30 protein-coding genes and 1 other annotated feature are annotated in these 25,414 nt (G+C 65.3%); of the genes, 4 read left to right on the top strand and 26 right to left on the bottom strand.

What is annotated here, in order from left to right; genetic code table 11:
* Positions 1-13 precede the first annotated feature (13 nt).
* The 19 genes from trbJ to F3H57_RS10940 form a co-directional block, all read right to left on the bottom strand.
* Positions 14-796, bottom strand: a complete 783-nt coding sequence (gene trbJ, locus F3H57_RS11030) for a P-type conjugative transfer protein TrbJ (protein ID WP_149755970.1) — start codon at positions 794-796, stop codon at positions 14-16.
* Positions 793-3,360, bottom strand: coding sequence for a conjugal transfer protein TrbE (trbE, locus tag F3H57_RS11025; RefSeq protein WP_149755969.1), 2,568 nt, complete (start codon positions 3,358-3,360; stop codon positions 793-795). The genes trbJ and trbE overlap by 4 nt, the downstream gene beginning before the upstream one ends.
* A gap of 13 nt (positions 3,361-3,373) precedes the next feature.
* Positions 3,374-3,655, bottom strand: coding sequence for a VirB3 family type IV secretion system protein (locus F3H57_RS11020; RefSeq protein WP_149755968.1), 282 nt, complete (start codon positions 3,653-3,655; stop codon positions 3,374-3,376).
* Positions 3,655-3,987 carry a TrbC/VirB2 family protein gene (locus tag F3H57_RS11015; protein ID WP_149755967.1) on the bottom strand — a complete coding sequence of 111 codons (333 nt, stop codon included), beginning with the start codon at positions 3,985-3,987 and terminating at the stop codon, positions 3,655-3,657. The genes F3H57_RS11020 and F3H57_RS11015 overlap by 1 nt, the downstream gene beginning before the upstream one ends.
* Complete coding sequence (trbB, locus tag F3H57_RS11010) at positions 3,984-4,916, bottom strand: P-type conjugative transfer ATPase TrbB (RefSeq protein ID WP_449421242.1); 933 nt, start codon at positions 4,914-4,916, stop codon at positions 3,984-3,986. The genes F3H57_RS11015 and trbB overlap by 4 nt, the downstream gene beginning before the upstream one ends.
* 193 nt (positions 4,917-5,109) lie before the next feature.
* Positions 5,110-5,571 (bottom strand): ribbon-helix-helix domain-containing protein, encoded by a 462-nt coding sequence (locus tag F3H57_RS11005; protein WP_149755965.1) that lies wholly within the window; start codon positions 5,569-5,571, stop codon positions 5,110-5,112.
* 10 nt (positions 5,572-5,581) lie between these two features.
* Positions 5,582-7,573 (bottom strand): conjugal transfer protein TraG, encoded by a 1,992-nt coding sequence (locus F3H57_RS11000; protein ID WP_149755964.1) that lies wholly within the window; start codon positions 7,571-7,573, stop codon positions 5,582-5,584.
* Between the two features lie 164 nt (positions 7,574-7,737).
* Positions 7,738-8,970 (bottom strand): DUF3363 domain-containing protein, encoded by a 1,233-nt coding sequence (locus F3H57_RS22220; protein ID WP_188129668.1) that lies wholly within the window; start codon positions 8,968-8,970, stop codon positions 7,738-7,740.
* Positions 8,971-10,105: 1,135 nt separating this feature from the next.
* Positions 10,106-10,873, bottom strand: coding sequence for a lytic transglycosylase domain-containing protein (locus F3H57_RS10990; RefSeq protein WP_149755962.1), 768 nt, complete (start codon positions 10,871-10,873; stop codon positions 10,106-10,108).
* A 2-nt stretch (positions 10,874-10,875) separates the two neighbouring features.
* Positions 10,876-11,211 carry a DUF736 domain-containing protein gene (locus tag F3H57_RS10985; RefSeq protein WP_149755961.1) on the bottom strand — a complete coding sequence of 112 codons (336 nt, stop codon included), beginning with the start codon at positions 11,209-11,211 and terminating at the stop codon, positions 10,876-10,878.
* A 36-nt stretch (positions 11,212-11,247) separates the two neighbouring features.
* Positions 11,248-11,793: a conjugative transfer signal peptidase TraF gene (gene traF, locus F3H57_RS10980; protein WP_149755960.1), complete on the bottom strand. Its 546-nt coding sequence runs from the start codon at positions 11,791-11,793 to the stop codon at positions 11,248-11,250.
* Positions 11,790-12,308, bottom strand: coding sequence for a DUF2840 domain-containing protein (locus F3H57_RS10975; protein WP_149755959.1), 519 nt, complete (start codon positions 12,306-12,308; stop codon positions 11,790-11,792). The genes traF and F3H57_RS10975 overlap by 4 nt, the downstream gene beginning before the upstream one ends.
* On the bottom strand, positions 12,305-12,559 hold the full coding sequence (locus tag F3H57_RS10970; protein WP_149755958.1) for a hypothetical protein: 255 nt from the start codon (positions 12,557-12,559) through the stop codon (positions 12,305-12,307). The genes F3H57_RS10975 and F3H57_RS10970 overlap by 4 nt, the downstream gene beginning before the upstream one ends.
* Positions 12,556-13,209 carry a ParA family partition ATPase gene (gene parA / locus F3H57_RS10965; protein ID WP_149755957.1) on the bottom strand — a complete coding sequence of 218 codons (654 nt, stop codon included), beginning with the start codon at positions 13,207-13,209 and terminating at the stop codon, positions 12,556-12,558. The genes F3H57_RS10970 and parA overlap by 4 nt, the downstream gene beginning before the upstream one ends.
* Positions 13,206-14,216 carry a replication initiator protein A gene (locus tag F3H57_RS10960; RefSeq protein WP_149755956.1) on the bottom strand — a complete coding sequence of 337 codons (1,011 nt, stop codon included), beginning with the start codon at positions 14,214-14,216 and terminating at the stop codon, positions 13,206-13,208. The genes parA and F3H57_RS10960 overlap by 4 nt, the downstream gene beginning before the upstream one ends.
* A 7-nt stretch (positions 14,217-14,223) precedes the next feature.
* Entirely contained in the window at positions 14,224-14,505 is a 282-nt protein-coding gene (locus F3H57_RS10955) for a helix-turn-helix transcriptional regulator (protein ID WP_149755955.1), read from the bottom strand.
* 141 nt (positions 14,506-14,646) lie between these two features.
* Positions 14,647-15,132 carry a DUF2285 domain-containing protein gene (locus F3H57_RS10950; protein WP_223163049.1) on the bottom strand — a complete coding sequence of 162 codons (486 nt, stop codon included), beginning with the start codon at positions 15,130-15,132 and terminating at the stop codon, positions 14,647-14,649.
* Between the two features lie 64 nt (positions 15,133-15,196).
* On the bottom strand, positions 15,197-15,421 hold the full coding sequence (locus F3H57_RS10945; protein WP_149756116.1) for a transcriptional regulator domain-containing protein: 225 nt from the start codon (positions 15,419-15,421) through the stop codon (positions 15,197-15,199).
* 117 nt (positions 15,422-15,538) lie between these two features.
* Positions 15,539-15,805, bottom strand: coding sequence for a DNA -binding domain-containing protein (locus F3H57_RS10940; protein WP_394349827.1), 267 nt, complete (start codon positions 15,803-15,805; stop codon positions 15,539-15,541).
* Positions 15,806-16,262: 457 nt separating this feature from the next.
* Between F3H57_RS10940 and F3H57_RS10935 the strand changes: the two genes are divergently transcribed.
* The gene (locus F3H57_RS10935) at positions 16,263-16,481 is read left to right on the top strand and encodes a helix-turn-helix domain-containing protein (RefSeq protein WP_149755954.1); all 219 of its coding nucleotides are present in this window, start codon (positions 16,263-16,265) and stop codon (positions 16,479-16,481) included.
* Between the two features lie 410 nt (positions 16,482-16,891).
* The gene (locus F3H57_RS10930) at positions 16,892-17,287 is read left to right on the top strand and encodes a response regulator (RefSeq protein WP_223163048.1); all 396 of its coding nucleotides are present in this window, start codon (positions 16,892-16,894) and stop codon (positions 17,285-17,287) included.
* Here the strand turns inward: F3H57_RS10930 and F3H57_RS10925 are convergent.
* Positions 17,275-18,213, bottom strand: coding sequence for an IS110 family RNA-guided transposase (locus F3H57_RS10925; protein ID WP_149755952.1), 939 nt, complete (start codon positions 18,211-18,213; stop codon positions 17,275-17,277). The genes F3H57_RS10930 and F3H57_RS10925 overlap by 13 nt on opposite strands.
* 200 nt (positions 18,214-18,413) lie before the next feature.
* Here F3H57_RS10925 and F3H57_RS10920 point away from each other — a divergent pair.
* A protein-coding gene (locus F3H57_RS10920; RefSeq protein ID WP_149755951.1) for an IS3 family transposase occupies positions 18,414-19,645 on the top strand; the annotation gives its coding sequence in 2 pieces (ribosomal slippage) (positions 18,414-18,705 and positions 18,705-19,645; 1,233 coding nt in all).
* Positions 18,698-18,814 (top strand) — a sequence feature (AL1L pseudoknot). (Overlaps the previous gene by 117 nt.)
* A gap of 89 nt (positions 19,646-19,734) precedes the next feature.
* Positions 19,735-20,106: a response regulator gene (locus tag F3H57_RS10915; RefSeq protein WP_149755950.1), complete on the top strand. Its 372-nt coding sequence runs from the start codon at positions 19,735-19,737 to the stop codon at positions 20,104-20,106.
* A gap of 189 nt (positions 20,107-20,295) precedes the next feature.
* On the opposite strand, the gene F3H57_RS10910 is transcribed toward F3H57_RS10915, so the two are convergent.
* The 6 genes from F3H57_RS10910 to F3H57_RS10885 all read right to left on the bottom strand — a co-directional run bounded on the left by F3H57_RS10910 (position 20,296) and on the right by F3H57_RS10885 (position 25,307).
* Complete coding sequence (locus F3H57_RS10910) at positions 20,296-20,622, bottom strand: DUF736 domain-containing protein (protein ID WP_149755949.1); 327 nt, start codon at positions 20,620-20,622, stop codon at positions 20,296-20,298.
* A gap of 597 nt (positions 20,623-21,219) precedes the next feature.
* Complete coding sequence (locus tag F3H57_RS10900; protein ID WP_149755948.1) at positions 21,220-21,660, bottom strand: hypothetical protein; 441 nt, start codon at positions 21,658-21,660, stop codon at positions 21,220-21,222.
* 138 nt (positions 21,661-21,798) lie between these two features.
* Positions 21,799-21,966, bottom strand: coding sequence for a hypothetical protein (locus F3H57_RS22215; protein WP_164481547.1), 168 nt, complete (start codon positions 21,964-21,966; stop codon positions 21,799-21,801).
* 534 nt (positions 21,967-22,500) lie between these two features.
* Positions 22,501-23,538: a CBASS cGAMP-activated phospholipase gene (locus F3H57_RS10895; RefSeq protein ID WP_149755947.1), complete on the bottom strand. Its 1,038-nt coding sequence runs from the start codon at positions 23,536-23,538 to the stop codon at positions 22,501-22,503.
* Positions 23,528-24,028 (bottom strand): hypothetical protein, encoded by a 501-nt coding sequence (locus F3H57_RS10890; protein ID WP_149755946.1) that lies wholly within the window; start codon positions 24,026-24,028, stop codon positions 23,528-23,530. Before F3H57_RS10890 ends, F3H57_RS10895 begins: the two co-directional genes overlap by 11 nt.
* Positions 24,018-25,307: a nucleotidyltransferase domain-containing protein gene (locus tag F3H57_RS10885; protein WP_149755945.1), complete on the bottom strand. Its 1,290-nt coding sequence runs from the start codon at positions 25,305-25,307 to the stop codon at positions 24,018-24,020. The genes F3H57_RS10890 and F3H57_RS10885 overlap by 11 nt, the downstream gene beginning before the upstream one ends.
* Positions 25,308-25,414 lie beyond the last annotated feature (107 nt).

Here is a 25,414-nt window from a genome sequence, read left to right as displayed (position 1 = left end):
GCCGTCCGCCGCCTCAGTTGCTACCGTTGAACATCTGCGCGTTGCCGGGCTGGTAGCCCGAGCCCGGCGTCAGGAAACGCTCGCGCTGGACACGGCCCTGCTCGGCGGCGGTTGCGCGCTCGGCGTCGATGAGCGCTTCAGAGCGGCCGTTGGCCGACATCACGGCGATCAGATCGGAAAGCTGCTGTGATTGGAGCGCGAGAAGCTGGTTGCCGGCCTGCGTGGCTTGCAGGGCACCGGCAGCATTCTGGCTCCGGCCGACAAGTTCGGACATTTGGTTGCGGTTGGTCTCGATATTGCCGACGACTCCGGCCTGAACGCGCATGGCGTCCTGCAAGCCGCCCACCGTGTTCTCCCATCGGCTGCGCGCATCGGCGACCAGCTGCTGGTCGGTGGCCGAGAGCGAGACGTTGCCATATTGCTGCTGGAACGCCTGGTCGATGTTCTGCACGTCGAAGGCGATGCTTTGCGCTTGGCTCAAAAGCTGCTGCGTGCGCTGGACGTTCTGCTGGATCTGCTGGAGCGCCGAATATGGCAGGCTCGCGAGGTTGCGGGCCTGATTGATGAGCATCTGCGCTTCGTTCTGGAGTTGCTGAATCTGGTTGTTGATCTGTTCCAGCGACCGGGCCGCGGTCAGAAGGTTCTCGGCGTGGTTGGTCGGGTCATAAACGATCCGGCCGAAGCCGAAGAGCGCATGCGCAGGACTGGCCAGCATGGGTGAAATTGCAATGGGCGCGGCGAGCGCCAGCGCGATGACGGACGCGCTGGCGAGGCGGGGAACGAGAATACGGATCATGGCAATATCTCCTCTTCGGTCAGGGTGGGTTCGAGGGGTTCTCCGGCCGGAATGGAGCCGTCCGGCTGGAACTCTGTCGGGTCGCCAGGCGCCGCCGCCCCTTCCGTTGTGTCTGGCGCGGTGGTTTCCGGTCGCTCAGTGAGATTGGTGAGATCGGGGATCAGGTCGGTGGCCCACTCGACGCGGCGAAGGCGCAGCCAAGCCGTCAGGAATTCGTCGCGGCCGTGTTCGGCAACGATGCGCTCGATGGCCGCCTGGTCGGATTTGGCGGAGGCGGCGCAGAGAGCGAGCCCGACTTCGCTGAGGCCCAGCTCGAACAGGCGGTTGCCGCGCCGGGACTGGCAGTAATAGTCCCGCTTGGGCGTTGCCCGGGCGAGGATCTCGATCTGGCGGTCGTTGAGGCCGAAGCGGCGATAGATGGCCGTGATCTGCGGTTCGATGGCGCGCTCGTTGGGCAGCAGGAGGCGCGTCGGGCAACTCTCGATGATGGCAGGCGCGATATTGCTGCCGTCGATGTCGCTGAGCGACTGCGTGGCGAAGACGACGGAGGCGTTCTTCTTCCTGAGCGTCTTCAACCACTCGCGGAGCTGGCCGGCAAAGCCCTCGTCGTCCAGCGCAAGCCAGCCCTCGTCGATGATGAGCAGGGTCGGGCGGCCGTCGAGCCGGTCGCCGATGCGATGGAAAAGGTAGGAAAGGACGGCCCGAGCCGCGCCGGTCCCGACCAGTCCCTCGATCTCGAACGCCTGTACATCGGCCGACCCCAGATGCTCGGATTCCGCATCGAGCAGCCGCCCATAGGCGCCGCCGACGCAAAACGGCCGGAGCGCCTGCTTCAAGTCATTCGACTGGAGCAGAACACTCAAGCCGGTGATGGTGCGTTCCCCGACTGGCGCGGATGCCAGCGAGGTCAGCGCCGTCCAGAGATGCTCCTTCACCTCGGGCGTGATCGTGACGCCTTCCCGCATGAGGATGGCGACGATCCAGTCCGCCGCCCAGGCGCGTTCATAGGTGTCGTGGATGCGGGCGAGCGGCTGGAGCGCGACAATCCCCGCGTCACCGTCGGTCAGGCCGCCGCCGAGGTCATGCCAGTCGCCGCCCATGGCGAGCGCGGCGGCGCGGATCGAGCCGCCGAAATCGAAGGCGAAGAGCTGGCTTCCCACGTAGCGGCGGAACTGAAGCGCCATCAGCGCGAGCAGCACGGACTTGCCGGCGCCCGTGGGGCCAACGACAAGGGTGTGGCCGACGTCGCCGACATGAAGGGAAAACCGGAACGGGGTCGATCCCTCGGTCTTGCCGTAAAGCAAGGGGGGCGAACCGAAATGCTCGTCCCGTTCCGGCCCCGCCCACACGGCGCTGAGGGGGATCATGTGGGCAAGGTTGAGCGTCGAGATGGGCGGCTGACGGACGTTCGCATAGGCGTGTCCGGGCAGTGAGCCGAGCCAGGCATCGACGGCGTTGACGGTTTCGGGCATGGCCGTGAAATCGCGGCCCTGAATAACTTTCTCGACCAGGCGCAGCTTCTCTTGCGCCACGCGTGGATCGGCGTCCCAGACGGTGACGGTCGCCGTGACATAGGCCATGCCGGCGACATCCGATCCGAGTTCCTGCAGGGCCATGTCGGCGTCGGCGGCCTTGTTGGCGGCATCCGTGTCGACCAACGCGGATTGCTCGTTGGTCATCACCTCTTTCAGGATTGCCGCGATGGACTTGCGCTTGGCGAACCATTGGCGGCGGATTCGGGTGAGCAGCCGCGTCGCATCGGTCTTGTCCATGAGGATGGCGCGCGTCGACCAGCGATACGGGAAGGCGAGCCGATTCATCTCGTCGAGCAGACCCGGCGTCGTCGCGGTCGGGAAGCCCACGATGGTCAGGACGCGCAGATGTTGCTCGCCAAGGCGCGGCTCCAACCCTCCGATCAAGGGTTGATCGGCGAGCAGCGCGTCGAGATGCATCGGCACCTCGGGCACGCGCACGCGGTGCCGGTTCGTGGAAACCGCCGCATGAAGGTAGGTCAGCGTCTCGCCGTCATCCAGCCAGCGGCATTCGGGCATGAATCCGTCCATGAGCGCCAGCACGCGGTCGGTGCGATCGATGAAGCCACGCAGGGCTTCCCACGGATCGACGCCCGTTTTGTCCCGACCCTCATAGAGCAAGGCCTCGGTGCGGGCCGCTTCTTCGGCAGGCGGCAGATAGAGGAAGGTCAGATAGTATCGGGACTCGAAGTGGCTTCCGTCCTCCTCGAACTGCGCCTTCCGCTCGGCGTCGACCAGGGCCGAGGCCGCGTCGGGAAACGTGCTCTCGGGATATTGCTGCGCCGTAAGCCGAACGGCTTCGACGAAGATGCTCCAGCCGGAACCGAGACGGCGGAAGGCGTTGTTGATGCGTCCGGCAACCGCGACCAACTCGGCTGCGACGGCGGAATCCAGATCGGGACCGCGGAATTTCGCGGTGCGCTGGAAGCTCCCGTCTTTGTTGAGCACGACGCCCTGACCGATGAGCGCCGCCCATGGCAGGTAGTCGGCGAGGCGCGTGTTGCGGTTGCGATATTCGGCGAGATTCATCATCGGTCCGGCTCCTTCAGGCCGCCAGGTAGCCGGGAAGCTTGAGATGCCGCCGCCCGACCTCGACGAAGAGCGGGTCGCGCTTTGCCGCCCAGACGGCCGCGAAATGTCCGACAGCCCAGATGACGATCCCGGCCAGCCAAAGCTGGAGCCCGAGCCCGACTGCGCCGGCCAGCGTCCCGTTCAGGATCGCGATCGAGCGCGGCGCCCCGCCAAGCAGGATCGTCTCGGTCAGCGCCCGGTGGACCGGGACAGTGAAGCCCGGCACGGCATCGAGTTGTTCAAAGCTGCCCGCCATCAGACGAGCGCCCCGCCGCCGAAAGAGAAAAACGACAGGAAGAAGCTCGATGCCGCGAAGGCGATGGAGATGCCGAAGACGATCTGGATCAGGCGCCGGAAACCGCCGCCGGTATCGCCGAAGGCCAGCGTCAGGCCGGTAACGATGATAATGATAACCGCGACGATCTTGGCGACCGGTCCCTCGATGGATTCGAGGATGGATTGCAGCGGCGCTTCCCACGGCATCGATGAGCCGGAGGCGTATGCGGCGGGCGCCATGAGCAAGCTGACATAGGTGGCGGCTGCCACCGTCGCGATATGACGGCGAAAACGCGGGGCATTGCGGATCATTCTGGACTTCCTTCCGGGTCGGTTGCGGGGATGATGCGGTAGTCGCCGTCGGTGCCGAGTCCTTCGACGCGGGCGAGTTCGGCCAGCCGGCGCGCGGAACCGCGCCCGGACAGGACGGCAACGAGGTCGATGGTCTCGGCGATTAGCGCGCGCGGGACGGTGACGACTGCTTCCTGAATGAGCTGCTCGAGGCGGCGCAGCGCGCCGATACCGGAACCGGCATGGATGGTGCCGATGCCACCCGGATGGCCGGTGCCCCATGCCTTGAGCAGGTCGAGCGCTTCGGAACCGCGCACTTCGCCGATGGGGATGCGGTCCGGGCGCAGGCGAAGCGAGGAACGGACCAGATCGGACAGCGTCGCCACGCCGTCTTTTGTCCGCATAGCGACAAGATTGGGCGCCGCGCATTGCAGCTCGCGCGTGTCCTCGATGATGACGACGCGATCCGCACCTTTCGCCACTTCGGCGAGCAGAGCGTTGGTGAGCGTGGTCTTGCCCGTGCTGGTCCCGCCCGCGACGAGGATGTTGGCGCGCGACGCGACAGCTTCGCGCAGCCTCAAAGCCTGGTGGACGGTCATAATCCCGGCGGCCACATAGTCATCGAGCGTGAACACCGCGATGGCGGGCTTCCTGATCGCGAAGGCCGGCGCGGCCACTACCGGCGGCAGCAATCCCTCGAACCGCTCTCCCGTCTCGGGTAGTTCGGCCGAGACACGCGGCGCCCTGGGATGGACTTCCGCGCCGACATGGTGGGCGACCAGCCGCACGATGCGCTCGCCATCGGCCGCGCGTAGCCGCTCCCCCGTATCGGCCAGGCCCTCCGACAGCCGGTCCACCCAGATGCGGCCGTCCGGGTTCAGCATCACCTCGACCACGGCGGGGTCTTCGAGCAGCCCTGAAATGGCGGACCCAAGCGCCGTGCGCAACATGCGCGCGCCGCGTGCGATTGCCTCCGGTTTGTCGTGAGTGGCAGTCATCTCGGCCCCGCTTCTTAACGGGGCGTGACAGACGGTCCCCGCATCGGGGTCGATTAAGAAAGCCCGAAATCCGGCCGGTTCAACACCTATTTACGCGTGTGCGGGCATCGGCGGAGATCGGCGGCAAATAGGATGGGTTGAAGGTTCAGGGCTGGTCGCCATTGACCCCAACTTGCTCTTGCAACGAACTGACGCCAGTCGAATCGACGTCGCGTGACAACTCTTTCAGGAACCTGTCTCCCGTCGCCAGCCTCCGGCCGAGGGTCTGCATGAAGCCCTCAAATCGCTCCACGCCCTTGGCTCGAGCCGACTCTTTTCCGGCCTCCGAGATTGGCGGCGTGATGGTCAGCCAGAAGCGGATGAAGAGCGAGAGGGTTTCGCCGAGGATGGCGAGATCTTCGTCCAGCCCGTCGATCTGGCGACCGAGCCTGTCGAGGCGGCGCGACATGGCCGCTCCCAGCCGATCCGCCGTGTCCCCGGACAGGAATGAGGCGACGGCCGCCTCGATGATCGCGGACTTTGACACCTTGCGCCGCAATGACAGCGCCTCGACCTGTTTCAGCAATTCCGGGTCGAAATAGACGTTCATGCGCGTGCGTTTGGTCACGTGGGGTCCTTCAAAGCTCGATGCCGTCATCGGGGTTCATCGACGCCTGCCGCGCGACCATGCGCATGCGGGAGCGCAAGGCGCGGGCCTTGGCGGCGTCTACATCGGGTTCGTCGTCGAGGATGTCGAATTCCCGCGCCGGAGAAGGCGGCGGCGGGACGATTTCCTCATGCTCGGGCAGTTCCGGTTCGCGGCGGATACCGGCATTGGCCGGATCGCCGGGAGCGCCTTCCGTGGCACCCGACGCCGATCGGTCTGCCGCGGCAATCACGCGGCGTGACCAGTCGTCGGTTGAGGGCGCCGGTGCGCAAGCCGGCCCGGCGGCCGGGTCGGGCGGGGCGAGGACACGCTCGGTGAACTGCGCATCCTCATAATAGCGGGCCTTGGTGGCGCGGATCGGCGGTATACCCGCCACCATGACGATTTCGTCGGTGGGCGGAAGCTGCATGATCTCGCCGGGTGTCATCAATGGCCGCGCGGTTTCCTGCCGCGACACCATGAGGTGCCCCAGCCAGGGCGCGAGCCGATGCCCGGCATAGTTGGTGGAGTCACGCAACTCGGTCGCGGTGCCCAGGGAATCTGAAACGCGCTTGGCGGTACGCTCGTCATTGGTGGCGAAGGCAACGCGAACATGGCAGTTGTCGAGAATGGAATTGTTCTGCCCGTAAGCGCGCTCGATCTGGTTGAGGCTCTGCGCGATCAGGAAGCTCTTGAGACCGTAGCCGGCCATGAAGGCGAGCGCCGATTCAAAGAAGTCGAGCCGGCCGAGCGCCGGGAACTCGTCCAGCATCAACAGCAGGCGATGACGTTGGCCGGACGTGGTCAGCTCTTCGGTGAGCCTGCGGCCGATCTGGTTGAGGATGAGGCGAATGAGCGGTTTGGTGCGGTTGATGTCGGACGGCGGCACGACGAGGTAGAGCGTGACGGGCTGGCGGCTGCCAACCAGATCGGCGATGCGCCAGTCGCAGCGCGAAGTCACCCGAGCTACCACGGGATCACGATACAATCCCAGGAACGACATGGCGGTAGACAGGACACCCGATCGCTCGTTCTCACTCTTGTTCAGCAATTCGCGCGCGGCCGAAGCGACGACGGGGTGGACGCCGGCCTCGCCCAGGTGCGGCGTATTCATCATGGCGCGCAAGGTCGCTTCGACCGGGCGGCGCGGGTCGGACAGGAAATTGGCGACACCGGCCAGTGTCTTGTCGGGTTCGGCGTAAAGCACATGCAGGATCGCGCCGACCAGCAGTGCGTGAGAGGTCTTTTCCCAGTGGTTGCGCTTGTCGAGGCTGCCTTCGGGATCGACCAGAATATCGGCGATGTTCTGCACATCGCGGACTTCCCATTCGCCCTGCCGCACTTCCAGCAGCGGATTGTAGGCTGAGGATTTCGCATTGGTCGGATCGAACAGCAGCACACGGCCGTGCCTGGCGCGAAAGCCGGCCGTCAGCGTCCAGTTCTCGCCCTTGATGTCGTGGACGATGCAGCTTCCCGGCCAGGTCAGCAGCGTCGGCACAACAAGGCCCACGCCCTTGCCGCTGCGGGTGGGTGCGAAGCACAAGACATGCTCCGGCCCGTCATGGCGCAGATAGTCGCGGTCATATTGGCCGAGCACCACACCGTCAGGGCCGAGGAGCCCGGCGGCACGGATTTCCCGATCCTCGGCCCAGCGTGCCGAGCCGTAGGTGGCGACGTTCTTTGCCTCCCGCGCCCGGATGATCGACATGAGGATAGCGGCGGCGATGGCGATGAAGCCGCCGGACGCGGCGATAATCGCGCCCTCGACGAAGATCGCAGGCGCATAGGCATCAAAGGAGAACCACCACCAGAAGAAGGCGGGCGGGTAGTAGACCGGCCAGCCGGCCAGATCGAACCACGGGTTGCCGAGTTGCGGCTGAAATCCGAGCCGCCATGCGGTCCATTGTGTCGCCGCCCAGGTCATCACCAGAACAATGGTGAAGACGACGGCGATCTGGCCCCAGAGTATTCTGCCTCCGCGCATAAAGGCTCCAATCGGCAAAAGAGATGGAGCCGATCAAAGAATAGGCATTTGCGCGAGAGGCAACAGGAAAGACCGGGGCGGAGAGCGGGAGCATACCACAGCGCGCGAATAGGACGGTTCCTAGCGGCGGGGCACGCGCCAAGCGAACGCGCGTCTGCTTTTGGTCAGATTCCGATGCCGCGCGATCTGCCAAGCTGCCACGACACCGAACCGCCCTGGACGACGCACATGACCTCGCGGCCGAGCTGACGGTCGATGACCGGCCGCCACGGGACCAGGGTGAACTCGTGGCTCTTTTCCACGATGGCGAACTTGCCGCTGGACAATTGCACAGTGCCCGTAAACTTGCCGCTGACGCTCTCGCCCTCCGCCGCTGCCCGGAACGGCAGCGCCTTGCTCGCCGCCATCTCGGCGCCGACACGGGCCAGCTCGCGCTCGCGCAGGGTGGCGAGAAGATTGCGCCGATAGAAGACGCGGCCGTTCTGTTGCCGCGTGGCGTCACCCCGCTCGATATGATGCTCGCGGCGCTGGTCGATCGCCTCGCGCACCTGGCTCCCGAACCCGGCCGGTGCTAGATCCGATGCCTCGCCGGAGATCAGCCGCCGGTCCAGCCAGGTCGCGCCATCGGCGCCGATCTGCTGTTCCAGATCGAAGGCGGACAGGACGCGCACGCTGGCCTGCCGGTTGCGGCCCGCATCATAGGCGGCGGCGCGGCTCTCGAAATCGTCGGGGACGCGCCATTGGTGAGCGTCGATCCGCTCGACGATGCCGGCGCGGCGCAGCGCTTCCAGCCGGCGCACATGGGCATCGACATAGCCCTCATAGTCACCGCCCGGCACGCGGCCCTCGAACCTGGCCTGTTCCAGATGGCGGCTTGGCCGATAGATGCTGTCCTCGGCGATTGTCGCAATCGTGCGGTCGGACGGGCGCTGCGTGGTGTCGGCCGGGCCGATCTCGATCACACTGCCGATGCGCGCGTCCTCGACGCGGACCGGGTCGATGCCGGCGACGTGATGCGTGCGGCCGTCGATCCCGTCCACCACCAGCGTCAGGTTCTCGCCCAGTTCGTCCGACAGATATTTGTCCACGACGCGGCCGACGATGGGAGACGCGGGCGGCCCGTCATGAATCTGGAAGGTCACCGGGTCGCGCTCCAGACCATCGGCCTTCAATGCCTTGTGCATGGTGCGGATAATGTCGCCACGCTCGCCCAGCTCACGCAGCGCCGGTTCCATCCTCTCGCTCAATTCCCAGGCGCCGGGGGCGTGCTCCGTGGCCAGGCCCATCTTCTCGAGCTTGGCGAGCCGGCGAAGGCGCAGCGCGCGGTTGAACTGCCGCCTCGGTTCGGCGGGCTCGTGGCGCAGATCGAGGAAGCGGCCATCGGCCTCGTCTGCCATTGCCCGGTCGATGCGGGTGAAGCGGTCCTGATCGATCTCGGCCAACAGCTTTCGGCTCTGCTCGATCCCGGTCACGGGGCCGAGCTCGAGGGTGGTCAACTCGCTCGCCCGCTCGCGAATCCCGTTGGCGAGATAGTCGCCATTGATGACCAGATTCTCGCCGAGATCGTCCTTGCCCCGGACGATGACATGCACATGGGGATGGCCGGTGTTGTAGTGATTGACCGCGACCCAATCGAGCCGCGTGCCGAGGTCGGATTCGATCCGGCTCATCAGATCGCGGGTGTGCGCCGTCAGGTCGGTGAGGTCGGCTCCGTCTTCGGGCGAGACGATGAATCGGAACTGGTGACGATCATCGGCACCGCGATCAAGAAAGGCGTTGCCATCGGCGCGGTCCTCGTCGGCCGAATAGAGCTGGCCGCGCTCGCCATCGCGCGAGGTTCCGTCGCGCTGGATGTAGCGCAGATGGGCGGCAGACCTGCCGTTCCTGCCGGCGTTCTGGACGTAGCGGGTTTTCACGATGACGCGGCGCATGCCGGGTGCGCTGTGCCGCCAGCCGCCGGAGAGCGTGCGCGACCGGACGAAGGCCGCGCCACGACCGCGCCGCACACCTGGTCCTCCCCTTGCCCGCGATGCCTTGCCGCTCTTTCCGGCCGCACCGGACACGGAGCGCATTGATGATCGCGTCGCTGATCTGGACGGGCCATTGCTGTGCTGCCGCGCGAGCTTCTTTGCCTGGGTGAGAAAGCTCTTTGCCTTGCCCGTGCGCGGCCTGTCGGAGCGGATGCGGCCGGGCCTGGGCCGGAAGCGGTTTTCGTCGTCGGCGCTCATCGACGCGCTCCGGGCCAAAATGGTGCGAAACCGACCGATTTCGGACGATAGTGCCGGTCAAAACCCAGCAAGGCCAGGGCGTTGCGAGACATCGCGGCACGCGAGGCCCCTGAATGGGGTGCCGTTCGCGCGCCACCCAACCAGTGTGCAGACAACAGTAATTTCGAGAACTGGCCCGACCTGGTGCCATGTTCCTTTATCTTGCCCTCCGCCCTTTCTGCCCTTCCTGCCGTCATTGCGGCCAGGCGCAAATATGACGGTCTGCACACTGCAATCGGCGCACTGAAGCAGGGCAGCGCCATGCTCATGGCGTGCTTGCCTCGCTCGCGCGGGCGACGAAAAGGCTGCCGTCCTGCGGCTCTGCATCGGCGGTATCGCGCACCGGAACGGGTGTGCGGGCGTCGCCGGACTGCGCTTCGGATGGCCGCGCGTCGGCGGTCTGTGTGTCGCCCGAGCGTATGACGAAGAGCGGTGCATCGCGCCAATCAGGGACTGGTGGCGTCGCCGGGATCGCCGGATCGGAAGCAAGGCCGCCGCCAAGAACCGGCACGAGGGAAGCGACATAGGCACGGGTCTCGGCGGGCAATGCGCGGCCCGTCGCGAGGTAGTCGTCATAGCGGGCGGGACCGGCATTGTAGGCCGCGAGCATGGCCGCGACATTGCCATAACGGTCCCACATCTCGCGCAGGTAAGCTGCACCGGCAAGGATGTTGTCGCGTGGATCATAGGGGTCCCGGCCGAGGCGATAGCGTGCGCGCAGCTCCGCCCATGTGGCAGGCATGACCTGCATCAATCCCATCGCACCGGCCGACGAGATTGCGCGCACGTCACCCGCGCTCTCGGCGCGCAGCACGGCCGCGATCCAGGGCTCTGGAATGCCGAAGCGCTGCGCAGCTTCGGCAATGTGAGCCGCATAGGGATGGCTCGCGGGCGTGGCGGTCGCGGGCGCTGGCTGAGCGAAAGCGGTCCCATCGGGCGATACCAAAAGTGGAAGGCCGGAAAGGAGAAGGAGCGCGATGCGCCGGGCGGTAAGACGACGCCCGGACGCATGCTGGTGGCGTGGCCGAGCCATGCTCAGTCCTTCCCGCCACGCCTGGGCCGGCTCCAATGCAGCGACCAGGACGTCGCCTCGGCGCCATCGCGGAACAGATTCGCGCGGATCGGACGCGGCAGCGCGGGGTCGTAGATCAGGACCGAAAGATATTCACCGGCCTTCTCGCCTGTGCGTTTCCACGCCGCGCCGATCTCGGGCGCCGCATCGTCCGCGCCGTGAAAGATGCGGTAGTCGGGCGCGTTCTCGGCATCGGAGGGTTCGGCCGGAACGATGCTGACTTCGCGGTAGAGGGTGAGCGTGTGGACGCGCCCGACAAAGTGCGTTTCCTCGCGTGTGAATTGACCGATCTGCGGCATGGAAAGTCTCCTGCGTTTGGGGGTGGATGTGCGGGGTCAGTGCGTCGGCGCGCGCCAAACGAAGCGGCCATCGGCTTCCTCATCGGTCCAGAGCGGTCGCGCCCGGCCGATGACGGAATTTGCGGGGATAGGTCCGAAATAGCGGCCGTCGAGGCTGTCGCGGACCTGCCAATTCATGAGGAAGAGTTCGCCCTCATGGACGGTGCCGCAGCCCTGCCAGACAGGAAGTTCGCGGCCCAGGCTGTCGCGCTCCAGCGCTTCGCCCATCTCGATCCCGTCCACCGTGATCGCACGGCCGGTGCGACAAACGCGCTGCCCGGGAAGGCCGAGGACGCGTTTGAGGAGCGGCACGCCGCGTCCGACATAGCCACGCTCGACCATGAAGTGGGCAAGCGGTTCGGGCGGTATCACGGCGACCAGTTCGGGCACCTCGATCCGGTCTGCCGGCTCGACGGTGTAGAAGCCGACCGGCGCGCTCGCCGTCGAATTCCAGATCAGTTTGGTGGGCGTCTCGACGGTGCTGGCGGCGGCGATGCCGATGACCGCCAGCGCCGTCACCATGAGGGTGCGGCGGCGCGTCATGGGTCGATCCTCCGGCGATGCAGCCAGGCGGCGTGTCGCTCGGGCGTATAGACGTGCGGTTCCAGGCCGGCGCTCAGCCGGTTGTGGACGTGCCGCCAGTGATCCGGCGCGGCGTCGGCCGGATCGAGGCCGAGCGCTTCCACGGCGTCGATGGCGGCAAGCGCGCGCTGCACCTTTGTCCAACTGTCGAGACGCAGCAGGATGTCGCCACCGGGGCGGACGAAGGGCAGCGTCTGGAACGGCTCGCCGCGACGAACCGCGCGCACGATGTCGATGCGCGAGATGATTGTGCCATGTTCGCCGGCCGCCCAGCGGACGAAGGCGAAGACGCTGTCCGGCGCGAAGCCGACGATGCTGCGGCGGCGGTCGAGGATCTTCTCGTAGCTCTTGCGGCCGAACCTGATCCAGTGCTCGACCTTCTGTTTCTGGAAGGTCAGCTCGACCAAGGTGGTGAAGGGTTGAGGCCCGTCCGGCAGCGGACGGCCGTGCATGCGGTGGGCCGGCTTGCCGGTCATGTCGGATCTCCCTCGCTGGATGGAAATTCACGGGCGAGCAGGTCGCGCAGCATGTCGGCGACGGTGATCCCGCGCCGGAAAGCCGCGACCTTGATGCGCCCGCGCAGCTCGGGCGTGATGTCGATGGTCAGGCGCGCGGTGAACGCTTCGCCGGCGGACTTGCCGTTCGGCGGTGCCTCGGTCGCCCTGATCCAGCTTTCGGGATCGCCCGGCCGGGATGCAAAACCGGGTGTGCGGGTGGGTTTGCTCATGGCGCGGCCTTCCGGAGCGACAGGCGGTCGATCTCGGCGGTCAGTGTTGCGATCTCGCGCGCGGCCGGGCTGTCGCCGTCGATTTCGCTGACAAGCCGGCCGGACTGTGGGGCGTCGGCGAAGACGACGCGCTGGCCAATGGTGGCAGCGAGTACCGGCGGGTCGTGTTCGGCCAATGTTTCGGCCGTCTCGCGGGCGATGACGGTGCGCGCGCCGCAACGGTTGAGAATGAAGCGTGCGGCCAGCTCGGGCCGGTAGATGCGGGCTTCGTTCAGAAGCGACAGCATCTCGGCCGAGGCCCAGCCGTCGAACGGCGATGGCTGCACCGGGATCAGCACCAGGTCGGCGGCGAGCAGCGCGGAGCGCATGAGGCCGGCGACACGCGGCGGCCCGTCGATGACAACATGATCGGCGTCGCGGGCCAGCTCCGGGGCCTCGCGGTGCAATGTGTCGCGGGCCAGACCGACGACGCCGAAGGCGCGCGGCAAGCCCTCATGGCTGCGGCGCTCCGACCAGTCCAGAGCCGAGCCTTGCGGATCGGCATCGATCAGCGTGACCCGCTTTCCCCTTGCGGCCCATTGACCGGCGAGATGCAGCGCCAGCGTGGTCTTGCCGACGCCGCCTTTCTGGTTGAGGAACGCGACGATCATGGCGCACCTCGCCGGGTGGCACCGGCACCACGGATCGCGTGCGCGCGCGTCAAAGAAGAAGAGTTAGATTCTCTGTTAGATTCTTCTATAGAGTCCGGCGCGCGATTTGCGCCTAATGTCCCGATACTGTGTGCGCCTAATGTCCCGATAGGATTCACAGGCGTTTCCACAGGCACTGTGGACAGGTTTTCGGGCAGAAAACGCAGCAGTTCCCGCCCGTCCTCCCATTCGATCTGGAGCCGATAGCCGGGCAATGACTGGCGGGCTGTCAGCCGGCGCAGATCAAGCGCGAAGTCGGACGGTCGCGCCAGGCTGCCGGACTTCTGATGGAGGTGGGAAAACTCGAACGCCCAGCCTTCGGGCTGGCGTCCGGCGTGCTTGCGGGCGACGCGATAAAGCCATCGCTCGATGCCGCCCGTCAGCCGGAAATAGGCCGGGTCGATGGTGAGCACCAGCGAGCGGTCGACGACGCTGTTGTAGAACCATTCGGGCAGGACGAACTCCATGCCCTCGACACGGCCGGCGCGCGTCGCCATCTCTTCCCATTCGTTGATCCATGAGAATTGCCGTCGCCGCCAACGCCGGCCGTTGCGGATCGTCGTGGCGATAACGGTCGATTGCAGGCGCGCAAGGGCGGCCTTGAGCAGAAGATAGTCACGATTGCCGGTGGCCCGCCCGATGGCGCGCAGGAGCTGATAGGGCATGAAGCGGAAGAAGCGCGACGTGGCGAAGCCGTTGTTCTCGGCCGCGACGATCTGCGAGGCGGCCCAGATCAGCACATCGGCATCCCATATCGTCGCCATGCCGTGCTCGGGCATGGCGAACACCTGCACTTCGACATCGGCGGCCCGGTAAGAAATCGGTTTGGTGCGCGGTCGCTTCGCCAGCGAGAAGAACGGCCGTTCCATGAGATCACGCTGATCGCGGGGCGATGCGTCACCGGTTGCGACCACAAAAGGATCGAGGTGGCTGCGCTCGCTGGACGTGGTGCTGCTACGATGCGGCATTGCAGCCTCAGCGGCCGTGCCGGCCAGCACCGGCCGACGGCGCGAAATCGTGCCGCTTGGCCGGCAATACGCTGCCGCGTGGATCAGAGGTGGAGGTGACGGCGCCGCTGTCGGCCCAAGCGCGCAGGTCGTCCACCGAATAGACGACGCGCCCACCGAGCTTGCGATAGGCGGGGCCGGTTCCGTAGGTGCGGTGCTTTTCGAGGGTGCGGGCAGAAAGGCTCAAGAAATCTGCGGCTTCCTTGGTGCGCAGATAGCGTGGCGGGAGTACGGCGAGATCGGGACGCATGGATCGGGCCTCCGTGGGGTTCGTTGAGGCCGCTGGTGCTCAGCGGTTGACGAAGGCAACGATGGCGAAGGCGGATCGGCGAGTTGCAGTGGGAAGTTGGGGGGACCTAAAATTCCACACCGGTGGAACGGCCGGCGCGAACTATGATCGGCGGCGATGACGAAGCAGTTTTCGATACCCGCCCGCGATCATTTCCCGAGCACCTTTGAGCAGGTTCATGACGGCATGGCGCTCGGAAGCCGCCTGCCATTCGTCGCGGGTCAGCTTGCCTGTGTTGAAGATGACTTCAGCGATTTCCTGCTGGGTGGCGCCGGCGCGACGACCGTCGAAAGCCTGCAACATACGCCGCGCACGTGCCCGCTGCTGCCGTGTCAGCCGCGTGTCCGGTGGCACGGTCCGGCCGTGAAGAACAGCGAGCAGGCGCGTGATCGCCTCGACGCGATCGAACCCTTCGCTTCCCAGCGGCACCAGGGCCGCAACCGGCGTGTCCGCGGAGACGCCTTCGGCGAGCACGAGATGGAGGTGCTGGCCGTTGCCCAGCGGATGCAGGATGTGGCTTACTTCCAGCCCAACGCGCGGGTGCTCGGAAGCCAGGGCATCCGCCGGAGCGGAGTCCCTCGACAGCACTGGCGGCGCAGGCGCGAGAACGACCGCGCTCGTGTCGTCCTCGGGAAGCCAGAAGACGGGTGTCTCAGTGGCGTTGAGGTTTGGTGCGACGGCGAAATCGCAGGCCCCAACGCGCGCTTGCTCGATCGATCAGATCCGGTGTCTGGGGCGTTGCCTTTTGAAGGGCGTCGAAGTCTCGCTGATAGTCCTCGTTGCGCCGCAGCCATTCCCAGCCGACATCCGGCGCCGTCAGATGGTCCAGATAGTCATAGGTCGATGGCGATCGCCACCGGGTCGCGTCGGGAGACATCCAGCCCTCCAGCCTCGTGTTCTGGTGCGTATCGAAGCGGAAACGTTCGCCGGAAGACGCGAAGGGCGGAAGCCGGCGCGCACGCAATGGGTGTTGCAGCCGTTGCAACACCAAGCGTCAGTGGTGTTGGCCTTCCCGGACCAGCAAGCGATAGCCATGCGTGGTCATCCAGCGGGCGCGGGCGAGATGACGGTCATGGATCCGGCGAGCGCGTTCAGGCTCGCGTTCCGGATCGAGACCGAAAAGAACGGAGACGGCCTCGCGCCAATCGGCGCCATCGGATGCGGCGTCGAGCAGGCGCAGGTAGAGCTTCATATGCGCACGGTCGTAGTCCGTGAGCATCGCGCTGTCCGGCGGTTCATCGAGAAAATCGAGCTTCGTCACGCTGCCCCCTTCCAGACATTCTTATCCATGTTGGAGGCAATTGTTAACCACGCCGCGATTGCAGTTGTCCTGTCAGCGATCGGTGTCGCCGCCGGGCGGCTACGCGAAGGATGGGACCGGCGGTGTTTGTCATCGACCAGCAACACTACTATACCCTGGTCGGAATTCAGGAAGATGACACCGTTGCCCTCGACGGTCCTGCGGGCCTGATCGCGTGTTGATCCGCGCCTCGGGGCCGCCCTCGGATTCGCGCGGTCAGCGATGCCCGGCCTTGTCAGCGTGCCTCTCCTGCGTCCAACCTCGGCAACGCGCGTGCGGCCCGCGAATATCGGATCAACGCGCATGCCAACTTCTATATTCGGACCATGCCTCATGCACGGTCCCACCTTCCTCAGTCTGTCAGATTACATACTATAGTTGATAAACTTAAAGTATGTAAATCGCGATCCTTCTGCGCATGGACATGCGCAAATTGGTCGGCCGAAACTTCGCCCGCCTGCGTCGGGAGAAGGGCCTGACCCAGGAGGAAGTCGAAGCGCGGTCCGGGTTCAGTCAACAGTATCTCAGCAGTCTCGAGCGCGGGCGGCGTAATCCGACCGTGATCACCCTCTTCGAGCTGGCCCAAGCTTTGGACGTCAGCCACGTTGAGCTCGTCAAACCGGACGGCGAAGACTAATCGGCACGCCCGCGCCCGCGAGGACCATGCTCCTCTTCGGGGTCGGCACAAGGCCGCCCCAGGATCGGTTTAGAGGAGCCGGCGGAACCGTCTATCACGCGGCATCGCGTTGGTAGGATTCGACGCGGCCAAGTCTTTGTGCGGACCCACCATCCCCCTCGCGGAGAACCCCTTGCATCCAGCCGCGGCCCGGCACGAGATCGTCAGGCCGCTGCCGCTGAAGGTGGCGAAATCAGGAATCAGCATTCTCACAACCAGTATTTGGCCGGGCTTTGTGAACTACGGCCAATAATCATCCTCGCAGCGTTCCATTTGCGCGGAACCCATGTGGGGCAGTGCGCGTTCGCTCAAGTAAGGCAAAATGGAGCGCTCGTTTAGTCGGACACTAACGCGCTTGGGGGTATACGCAAGTGACGCCACAAAACAGGACTAAGGTTGAATCGACCAGCGCTCCGCACCTAAGCGTTCTCCTCGTAGAAGATGAAGTTCTCATCCGGATGGACGTTGCCGACGCCCTGAGGGCGGACGGTTGGCATGTGGTCGAGGCTGGGACAGCGGAGGATGCTTTAGTGACGCTGGAGGCCGCCTCGTTCGATCTCGTTCTGACGGACGTTCACATGCCGGGAGACTTGTCTGGACTGGATCTAGCCCGGATTGTTGCCCAGAGCAGGCCGGAGATCAAAGTCGTCGTAATGTCGGGCCAACACGTGCCGACTGAAGATGAACCGGTCCATTTCTACGCCTTCCTCGCGAAACCGGTTCTGAACCGCCCCGGATTTGCCGGCAACTGTATTCAGATTGGCTGAACTTCCCGGAAGTAGCTGCCGTCCGCGACCATGCTGTTGAGCACGCTGAGCAGCTTCCTGGCCGTCGCGGTCAAAGCGGCTTTCACCGGTTTTCCTGCGTCCTGTAGCTTTTGCCGGAACGCCCTGAACGTCGCCGAGTGACGGGACGCATGCAGGGCGGCGAGATAGAGGACGGTCCTGACGGTTGCCCTTCCGCCACCGATGACTCGTCTTCCGTTGCGCTGGCCGCTATCCCGGGCGATCGGCGCAAGGCCGGCGAGAGCCGCGATCTTTCGGCGATCAGTCGATCCGATCTCCGGCAACTCGGCCATGAGAGTGGCAGCGACGATCATGCCCACACCGGGCACCGACTTCAGCTGGCGATCGGTTTCGGCCAGTTCGGGCGAGGAGCGAATGATCTCCGCGATCCTTGTCTCAACCTTCTCGATCCGCCGCTCAAGGAGCTGGATCAAGCTTTTGATGTCCGACCGGGAATCGCAGTCTGTCGTCTGCTGAAGTCTGGTCACCTCCTGCTTTCGCATCTCAACCAACTGACGGCGCCGGGTTATCTGGGCGAGAAGCGCCTGCCGCGTCGGTGAGCCGGGCGGGGTTTGCGGTGGCTGTAACCTCTGACCAAAAGTCGCGAGCATACGTGCGTCGACACGGTCGGTCTTACCGATCACTCCCATGGCTCGCGCAAAATCGCGTGCCTGACGAGGATTGACGCGGCTGAAGCTGGCCTGGGCAGCCTCAAGCCCATCGCGGAGCACCCGGTCATAGCCGCCGCTGGCCTCGAAGATCACCCAGACACCCTCGCGCGCGGCCTTCCGGGCGAAGCTGCGGACACTGAGCGGTGTGTTCTCTATCCGCTTGGCTCCCCGGGCTGGATGGTAGATGTCGAGCCACGCCTTGGCGACATCGACGCCGATGTAGATCTGGTCCATCATGTCTCCTGTTCCTGTTCTGCGGGGTCTGCGCCAACAGCCCCAATCAACTGTTCAGGATGAATGCGAAGAAACGGGCGGCTCCCTTGCCGGCAAACGGGCTTCGTTGATGGCCCCGGAGGCTCGCGGGATGCCGCCCGCACCATCCTAGATAGCGGATTCTGCAAAGACAGGAGGCTCCAACTTCCAAATAGGATGGAGCCATGACGAGCAAAACGACGAACAAGTTTTCCCCTGAAGTGCGCGAGCGTGCGGTGCGGTTGGTGTTGGATCATGAGGCTGATCATTCCTCCCGCTGGACGGCCTGCCAGTCGATAGCCGCCAAGATCGGCTGCTCGACGCACACCCTGCTGGATTGGGTGAAGAAGGCCGAGGTCGACGCCGGCAAGCGAGCTGGGGTCCCGACCGAGATGGCCGAGAAGATGAAGGCACTTGAGCGGGAGAACCGCGAGCTTCGGCAGGCCAATGAGATCCTGCGCAAGGCTTCCGCTTATTTTGCCCAGGCGGAGCTCGACCGCCCATTCAAACGATGATCGCGTTCATCGACGATCACCGCGAGGCGCATGGGGTCGAGCCGATCTGCAAGGTGCTGCCGATCGCCCCGTCGACCTACCGCGACCATGTCGCCAAGCGGGCCGATCCCGAGAAGCTGTCTGCGCGGGCGAAGCGGGACCTGGCGCTGAAGCCGGAGATCGAGCGTGTCTTCGCCGAGAACTTCGAGGTGTATGGCGCACGGAAGGTCTGGCGGCAGATGCTGCGCGAAGGCTTCGCCATCGCGCGTTGCACGGTCGAGCGGCTGATGGCCGACCTCGGCCTTTACGGGGTCATTCGCGGCAAACCCATCCGCACCACGGTGCAGGACAAGGCCGCGCCATGTCCACGCGATCATGTGAACCGGGTCTTCCATGCCCCGGCCCCGAACATGCTCTGGCTCTCGGACTTCACCTATGTCAGCACCTGGTCGGGCTTCGTCTATGTGGCCTTCGTCATCGATGCCTATGCTCGCCGCATCGTCGGCTGGCGGGTGAGCAGGACCGCCCATGCGAGCTTCGTCCTCGATGCTCTCGAACAGGCCCTGCACGAACGGCGGCCTATCCATCGCGGCGGCCTGGTGCACCATTCCGACAGGGGGTCTCAATATGTCAGTATCCGCTACACCGAGCGCCTGGCCGAAGCGGGCATCGAGCCCTCTGTCGGCAGCGTGGGAGATTCCTATGACAATGCGCTCGCCGAAACGATCAACGGCCTCTACAAGGCCGAGGTGATCCATCGACGCGGACCATGGCGCTCCTTCGAGGCCGTCGAGTTCGCCACGCTGACCTGGGTCGACTGGTTCAACAATCGCCGGCTGCTGGAGCCCATCGGCAACATCCCGCCGGCCGAAGCCGAGGAACGCTACTACGCCATGCTGGAAGAACCCGCCATGGCAGCGTGACTTAAACGAAACGGCCTCCGGCAAATCCGGGGCGGTTCAGTTCTAGATGTTGCCACCACGCTAAGAAGGCTTGTGGAGATCAAGGATCTATGAGTCCATCGGCGGAACTTGGGACCATTCTGCTGGTGGAGACCGATCCTCTTCTGCGGGCCACAGTGTCGAAGTATTTGCGCGGCTGTGGCTACCGAGTGATTGAGGCCACGAACGCAGCGGAGGCTATTGAAGTGCTGGGCTCGCACGACGTCCAAGTGCTCGTTACAGATGTTGAGTTGCGAGACGCCAGCGGATTTCAGCTGTCGGCGCAGGCGAGGGAACGCAGACCGGGGATCAAGGTCATCGTCACCCGCTCGGCGGAGCGAACTTCAGCCGCAGCGGACGATCTGTGTAAAGAAGGCCCGCTGGACCATCCCTATCACCCGCAGCAACTGATGGACCGGATAAAGCGGCTCCGCCGTTCCTGACTCAAGCGTGTCTTCAGACGGTGTAGGTTGAGCTGGATACCTATCCGTAATCGCCGTTCTTGACCGACGAGGCCAGCCTGCACAGTCAGTTTCGATGACGGTCGCGGATGAAACGCATCCGGCTGCTTCGGTCGTTCTCATGCGATAGGCCCCGCCCAGAAATTCCGGGCGGGGCGTCGCGCTCGCGCCTTACTCGCCGTTGCGGCGGGTCGGGCGGGACCAGATGAGGCTGTAACCCTCGCCGTCCTCGTCGTCGAAGAGGTTGGCGTAAATCGGGGCGGTGAAGCTCGGATCGTCGAGCTTGAGGCCCAGATAATCGCGGCCCTCATTGGACTGCTTGGCCCAGGCGGCGCCGATCTCTGCGCGGCCGACGAAGACGCGGTGGCTGGGGGCGTTCTCGCCGGTGGCCCGGGTCTCGGGGACGATGCGGACGCCCTTGGCCTGGACGCTGAGGGTGACGATTTCGCCGGTGAACTCGTTGTTGCCGGTCTTCTTGAAGGTGCCGATGGTCGCCATTGTCAGTTCTCCTTGATCTGAAGCTTCGAGCCCGCGCCATGCGGCCTCGATGGCGATCGGGAGGCCGAAGGCGATCGACGGCGCACCCCGAAGGGGCTCGACAGCAAAGGAGGAACTTTCTTGTCCCGCGCGGAATGGCGGCGCCCTCGGGGTCCCATGCGACCTGTCGCATGGGGTGGGGGTCCGGCAGGGGAAGAAAGTTATGACGACGCTGTTGCGCCATAGGCGATCGAGGCGTCAGCCGTCCTTCGGCCAGATCAGCCCATTGGAGAGGCCGCTCCGGTGCGCTCGATCCGGCTGCGATCACATGGAGAACGTGGCGACCCGCCGCAACCGCCGGAATCCGGCCATGCAGTTCCGCGCTCGGGCTCCCATCACGACAGGCAAGCTCACCGCATTCCCGGAACGCCGGCGCACGATCCGCCTTCAACGCCTTTGCCGGGTTGCCGGGATTAGCGTTCACTGGATTCAGGCATCGCGAGAGGAGGATGTTCTGTGCCTCGCATGCCGCAGGCCGATCGCCGCACCATCACCGTTCAGCACGATAACGAAAATGGCGCCTGGCTGCCCCGGTCCGCCCGTACATCACCGGCCGGCTCAGGCCGTCGCGATGCCCTGTCCGGAGGCTTCGGGCGTAGCCAATGCCGACACGCGCACGAATGCTATGATGCCGACCGCGGCCGCGCCGATGATGGAGAAGACGAATTGCCAGGTTTCCGACGGCATGGTGTGCTCTAAGATGCCGCGCGTGGCGTAAAAACCAGCGAGAGCGGCCGGAGCGGCGAAGGCGAGCGCAACAGGGAGCCTCAACCACATCGGGCGGAGCACGGCGAGCAGGAACTGACCGACGCCGAAGGTGGCGCCGGCGGTGAAAGCGCCGATTAGAAAAGCTGCGAATATCCCGGTACCAGCCTGATGCGTCCAGATGCCGACATTCACGCCAACGAAGAATGGCAGCGCGAATACTGCGAGGGTGAAGAGCAGCCAGCACAGCAGGCCTATGACTGCAAACGATCCGAGGATTCCCAGTACGATCATGGTGGTGGTCTCCGTGAGATTAGGTCTGACGGTCGCGCCATCCACCACCACCGCGGCGCAATCGTCAGCATAGCCGGAACCAGCTCAATCCGGGAGCGGAAATCGTCGATCCGCGTCCGCAAAGCGGGTCGCCTCCGCTCAGGAGGCGAAGGGGTCGATTTCGCCAAGGATGGCATCGTCGTCGCCGTCATATTCGGTGGCGGGCATGGCCGAGACGGTGCCGTCACCAGCGCGGAAGATGACGATCACGGTCATCAGGGTGGCGGCGAGGCTGAAGGCGAAAGCGTGGGCTTGATCGAGGGACATCGTTCCGGCTCCTGTCCTGGAGGCGGGGGACCATCCCCCGCGCGACAGGCGCCCGATGTGTCCGGCGGAAGGCCGCGATCACCGCGGAGGCGAAGCCTCAAGGCCGCACGCTTGCGTAGCGGACCCTCCACGGGTTGATGGCGTCAGGCCGTCGGCCGGACCAAGGATCAGCGCATAGGAAGCGGGGGTGTGCTCTGCTGGGGAGCCAGGTCGATGTCATTGAGCAATGCGCGGATTGCCACGCCCCAGTTTTGGCACTGTGACCGGCCTATGGTGAACTGCAGCAGCTTTCGACACCATCTTGGACGCTCAAAGACCTTGCGGTTTGCCGATAGCCGCCGCTCGAGCAGTGAGCGAATGCGACAAGACGAGGCCGGAGCTGCCTGTCCGCTCTTGGTGACCAGCTCGAAAGCGGACATCCGACTTTCGATCGCGATGTCCGCATGTCGACCAAAGGAAACTCGTCACTGGCTTGGAGCAGATAAAGTTGCAGCCGCGACGGATGCGAGGTCGATCCACCGCTACAGGCCCCGTTCAGTCCCTGCCCGGCGTGCTAGTATAGTGCCGCTCGCGCGGCGGGGCCGCCTGCGCGAAGAACGGCGCGATGGACGGCTCGTGGACGGCAAAATCCGCCGCCGCCAGCGCCGGCAGGCGCGCAAACGCCCCGTCATAGTCGTCCATCTCGACGGCCGCGTCATCGCCCGCCGGTTCGATCCGCAGGCAGCGTTCGGGACCGAGCAGCAGCTTGACCTGCGCGGTGGCGTTGTCGGTGGTCAGGAACATCGCGGCCTTGATGGCTTCGCGCCAGGCGACGAGGCCGCTCAAAACCTTGTCCCTGCTGAGGGAGAACGGCGCGTTGCCGGTGCCGATGCTGAGAACCTCCACCTGGTCCGGGGTAATGTCGTAGGCAGTCAGCGCGTCCACCAGCGCGACCATGGCCGGGTTGTTCGCCCACACGCCGCCGTCGATGAAGATACGGCCGCTTTCCTCGTGCTCAAGCCCCTTGAGATAGCTCGGCGCGGCCGACGTCGCCCGCGCCACTTTCCACATCGGCGTGGCGTGGTCGTTGCGGAAATCCTCGTGATGATCTGTCTTGAAGACGGCGATCTCGGTCTTCGGCATCATGAAGGCGGGGATGACAAGCCGGCAGGTCGACTCGCCGAGAAGATGATCCTCGAAACGCCGCTGCAAGGCGCGTTCCAGTTCCTCGTGCTTCAGCTTCGGGCCGTGCAGCGCACACCAGAGCTTCCACCACCGCATCAACCTGTGTTGCGGCAGCGGCGGAAAGATGAGCCGCCCGTCGTCGCGGTAGAAGGCGGAGATTTCGGCGGCGGGTTTGCCGAGTCCCAGGCCGAGGGCGATGATGCCCCCCGTCGAGGTGCCGGCGATCATGTCGAAGACCGATGCCGCCGGCTTGCCGAAATGCGCCTCGCACAGGCGCATCAGTTCGGCGGTATAGACGCCCTTGATGCCGCCGCCGTCGAGCGCGAGAATCCTGAACGGCCTGTCCGCGGGCCAGGGCTGCTTGCCCCGGCGCGTTGCCCGGCTGCTCGCGCGGCGGTCAGTGAACATCGGCCAGCACCGCCTTCACGGCTTCCGCGTCGGCCCGCATCATGCGCGCGACGCTCTCATAACCCACGCCCGGCGCGAGCCATGTGCCGGTCAGGTGCCACAGCTCATAGTAGGTCAGCCACTCGGCGGTCCACAGCACCGTAGTGTCGGCGACCAGGTCGGCGGGCGACCACTCGCGCCCTTCCGGATCGAACAGGCACAGGCCCGACTGTTCGGGCTTCTCGGCATAAAAGATCAGGTGCGGAATCTCCGCGAACGTGGCGCCGGCGCGCGGCCGCAGCGGCGGATCGTCCACGATGACGTAAGGCAGGGACATCGTGACGGGATGCCAATAGATGAAGGTCGTATAGAGCTGCGCCTTGGGCCGCAGCGGCCCCCGCCAGATCAGCGTGCCGTCGCCGAGGCGCCGCCCGTCAAAATCCGGCCACTGGCGGCGCATTGCCGCCAGCTGCGCGTCGGAAGAGCGCCGGGGCGCGGGCTCAGCCTTCATCCCCGCCACCGAGGATCAGGGGATGGAAGTTGTGGCGCGGGACCTCACGGTAGGTCTGCGGCGCGGTCACGATAGCCGGAGCGGCAATGGCGCCGCTGCGCGGCGCGGCGAACAGCAGGCCCGGCTCCTGGCGGCGGTCGTAGCGGGCGGTCATCGCCTCACGCTGCGCCTTGCCGACGCGCTCGCCGAACAGTTCGTCAATGGCTTTGGCCATGTCGTCGAGCGGGGCGATCGCCATCTGCTCAAGCCGGGCGCAGAGATATTCAAGCTGCTCGGCGAACATCTTCATGTCCTTGACGCCCGCCGCGCCCTCGGCCGGCCAGCGGTCGTTGATGCGGTCGGGAGGGTAGGAGGGATTGAGTTCGCGAGGGCGCGTGCCGGACGCGATGTGGTTCCGCATGATCTTCGCCGTCGAATCGGCGAGCGCGAAAAGCTGAGCCGTAAGGGCCTGGGGGACGTAACCGACATCCCCGGCCCGCTTGGTCAGGTAGATCGAGGGCGCCCGCTTCACCGGCAGACCCTCATAGCGCAGGTTGAGGAAACGCTTCATGAGCTTGAGCGCGACGGCCTCCTGCGCGTCGATCGCGCTCGGGATCATCGGCGGCAGATCGACCTGGTCGGCCTTGGCGACGACGAGCCGTTCATTCTCGTTGAGAAGCGGCAGCCGGTCCCGTCCCGCCGCGCCGCGGTGGCGGCGCAGGATTTCCTTGAACGCCTCCTGCCCGATGCCGACCGTGCGGCGGAACCACGACGTGAAGCCCCACGGATTGGATGGGACGCGGGACGATTCCCCCTTGTCGGGGGAGTGGAAAATCTCCCCCGCCCGCTCGACCGCGAGGCGGGCGCTGCGGTCCATGATGGTTACGTCCATGTGCATGAAGGCGAACTGAAGCTGGACGCAGCGCGTGCAGCGCACGATCTTCACGACGCCGGGAAAGCCCTGCAACGACTCCTCAAGAAGATCGAGCGCCCGGTCGTTGTCCCAATGCGCCGGCACGTCGATCTCGACGATGGCGTCTACGTCGAAACGGTCGTCCTCGGTGCCGCTGACGATCGTCGTGCTGGTGGCGATCGAGCCCTGCGCGTAGATCAGGCTGACGCCGTCCACGAGGTAGGGCGCGAGGGGACTGCCCTTGCGCTCCAGATGCTGCTTGAGAAGCCGGTAGCGGTTATCCGCGACGCGACGGTCGCGGGGGCTCAGTTCGATCAGCGCCGCGACGTCGAGCAGCACTTCGTCGAGGGCATCGGTCTGCCGGAAGGGGTTCAGATGCTGGTTCATGGGCGGGGGTCCCTATGCTGGCGCGCCGGGGCCTTCCCAACGCTTTCATACAGATTAAGTTGTATATTGACCAGAGTCAAACTGTTCTGGTACAAAATCGTATGGCG

It is taken from the genome of Roseivivax sediminis (genome assembly GCF_900112685.1).
Classification (GTDB): domain Bacteria; phylum Pseudomonadota; class Alphaproteobacteria; order Rhodobacterales; family Rhodobacteraceae; genus Roseivivax; species Roseivivax sediminis.
This window is presented reverse-complemented; position numbering and strand designations above follow the sequence as displayed.